The sequence below is a fragment of the Rhodopseudomonas sp. BR0C11 genome, assembly GCF_010820945.1.
GTDB lineage: Bacteria > Pseudomonadota > Alphaproteobacteria > Rhizobiales > Xanthobacteraceae > Rhodopseudomonas > Rhodopseudomonas palustris_H.
On record NZ_QTKI01000534.1, the window covers coordinates 1 to 2721 of the forward strand.

Below are 2721 nucleotides of genomic sequence, written 5' to 3' on the forward strand. Positions count from 1 at the left end.
ACGCCAAGGAGCCGTATGGCTTCAGCGAAGCGATCTGGAAGCAGTTCGCCGATCTCGGCTGGCTGGCGCTGCCGCTGCCGGAAGCCCATGGCGGCATCGGTGGCGGCGCAATCGAAGTCGGCATCCTGATGGAAGCATTCGGCCGCGGCCTCGTCAGCGAGCCGTATCTGTCGACCGTGGTACTCGGCGCCGGCCTCGTCGCCGAACACGGCCGCGACGAGCAGAAGGCGGCGCTGCTGCCGCAGGTCGCGGACGGCACGTTGCGGCTCGCCTTCGCGCATGCCGAACGCGCGGCGCGTGCGGATCTGTCGCGTGTCGATACCACCGCCCGCAAGGACGGCGACGCTTACGTGCTCGACGGCGCCAAGGTCGCGGTGCTGGACGGCGCGTCGGCCGATCAGCTGATCGTTTCGGCGCGGCTGGCCAACAACGGCAACGGCTCGCTGCGGCTGTTCCTGGTGCCGCGCGATGCAGCCGGGCTGACACTCGCTGATTATCCGCGGCTTGGTGGCGGCCGCGCCTGCAATCTCAAGCTGCAAAGCGTGCGGGTGCCGGCCGATGCCATGCTCGGAGGCGATGTCGACGCATATCCGGCGGTCGAGGCGGTGGTCGATCGCGCCCTCGCTGCGATGTCGGCCGAAGCGGTCGGCATGATGCAGACGCTGACCGACAAGACGCTCGACTACACCAAGGTGCGCAAGCAATTCGGCCGTCCGCTCGCCGCCAATCAGGTGGTGCGGCATCGTCTCACCGACATGTCGGTGCAGGTTGATGAAGCCCGTTCGATGGCGCTGCGTGCCGCGCTGAAGGCCGAGGCGGACGCTGCCGAGCGCGGCCGTGCCTGTTCCGGCGCCAAGGCCAAGATCGGCAAAGGTGCGCGCTTCGTAGCCGAGCAGTCGGTGCAGCTTCACGGCGGCATGGGCGTCACTGAGGAGCTCGACGTCGGCGCCTACTTCAAACGCCTGCTGGCGTTCGAAACCCTGTTCGGCGGCAGCACCCACCATTATCGCCGCCACGCCGCGCTCAGCGGCCGGCCGATCTAACAAAAGCGAGGCATCGACATGGACATGACCTTCGGCGACGCCGAGCTCGCCTTTCAGCAAGAGGTCCGCGACTTCATCGCGGCCAATCTGACGCCCGACATGAAGCGGGCGGAATCACTCAACGCTTCGGTGTTCTCCGAGCCGGAGGCCGGCGTGCCGTGGCAGCGGGCGCTCAATGCCAAGGGCTGGGGTGCCCCGGGCTGGCCGGTCGAATATGGCGGCCCCGGCTGGACGCCGGCGCAGCGCTGGATCTTCGAGACCGAATGCGCGCACGCGGGCGTGCCTTCCCCGACGCCGATGGGCGTCAAGATGGTCGGGCCGGTGATCATCGGCTTCGGCTCGCCGGAGCAGAAGAACTACTTCCTACCGCGAATACTGTCCTGCGAGGATTATTGGTGCCAGGGTTATTCCGAGCCGGGCTCGGGTTCGGACCTGTCGTCGCTGAAGACCCGTGCGGTCCGCGACGGCGACGAGTACATCATCAACGGCACCAAGATCTGGACCACCCACGCGCACAACGCCAACATGATGTTCGCGCTGGTGCGCACCAGCGACGAGCCACGGCAGCAGGACGGCATCAGCTTCGTGCTGATCGACATGAAGAGCCCCGGGATCACCATCCGGCCGATCCTGACGATCGGCGGCGACCACGAGGTCAATCAGGTGTTCTTCGACGACGTCCGGATTCCGGCGTCGAACCTGGTCGGCGAGGAAGGCAAGGGCTGGACCTACGGCAAGTATCTCTTGGAATTCGAGCGCGGCTCCGGCATCGCCTCGGCCAAGCTCCGCAAGGCGCTGCATCGGGCGGCGGCGTTCGCCGAGTCGGACGCGACCGGACGGGCAATCGAGGATCCCGACATCGCGATCCGGATGTCGGAGGCCGAGGTCGATATCGACGCGCTGGAAATGACCGAGCTGCGCGTGCTCTCCGCGCTGCAGAACGGCCAGAACCCCGGCGCGGTGTCGTCGATCCTCAAGCTGCGGACCAGCGAGATCTACCAGGCAGTGAGCCGGCTCGCGGTCGACGTGATCGGCAATGACGGCCTCTATGTCGAACCGACCCGTCCGCTGCACCGCCTCAACGCCCCGCCGGCGATTCCCGAAGACGAACTCGCCGTGATGCCGACCCATCTCAACGGCCGCGCCTACACCATCTTCGGCGGCACCTCCGAGATCCAGCGCGACATCATCAGCAAGCTGGTGCTGGGGCTGTAGGGACAGCAACCATCGTCATTGCGAGCGAAGCGAAGCCATCAAGGCTCCATGCACGACGCTGGATTGCTTCGTCGCTTCGCTCTTCGCAATGACGAGGAAAGCGATTGGTATCTGCCAATCCCCAAAGAAAAATGCCCGGCGCGAGCCGGGCATTTGCGTTTGAGGCGATGCGCCGAGATTATTTCTCGGTCTTGTAGGACTGGTTTTTGGCGATCGTCGTCCAACGGCCGTCCTTGATCTGGCCGATCACCGCCGCCGAGACGCCGAGGTGGTTGTCCTTGGAGAAGCTGATCGGGGCGCCGCCGAAAATATCATCGAAGGTCTCGCCGGATTCCAGCGCGGTCATCAGCGACTCGGTGGTGAGCGTCTTGCCAGCCTTCTTGGCGAAATGCGCGAACACCATCACGCCGTTGTAGCCGGCGGTCGACTGCTGGTTGGCGTCGATGCCGAACATCTTCTTGTC

3 protein-coding genes are annotated in these 2721 nt (G+C 65.5%); 2 read left to right on the forward strand and 1 reads right to left on the reverse strand.

Annotated elements, in window-relative coordinates; translation table 11 throughout:
- Window positions 1-1043, forward strand: a 1043-nt coding sequence (locus DYI24_RS24700) for an acyl-CoA dehydrogenase family protein (protein WP_164574200.1), incomplete at its 5' end; no start/stop codon positions are given.
- A gap of 18 nt (window positions 1044-1061) precedes the next feature.
- Window positions 1062-2258 carry an acyl-CoA dehydrogenase family protein gene (locus tag DYI24_RS24705; protein ID WP_164574201.1) on the forward strand — a complete coding sequence of 399 codons (1197 nt, stop codon included), beginning with the start codon at window positions 1062-1064 and terminating at the stop codon, window positions 2256-2258.
- Between the two features lie 178 nt (window positions 2259-2436).
- Here the strand turns inward: DYI24_RS24705 and DYI24_RS24710 are convergent.
- The coding region (locus DYI24_RS24710) for an ABC transporter substrate-binding protein (RefSeq protein ID WP_164574202.1) at window positions 2437-2721 on the reverse strand (285 nt) is incomplete at its 5' end.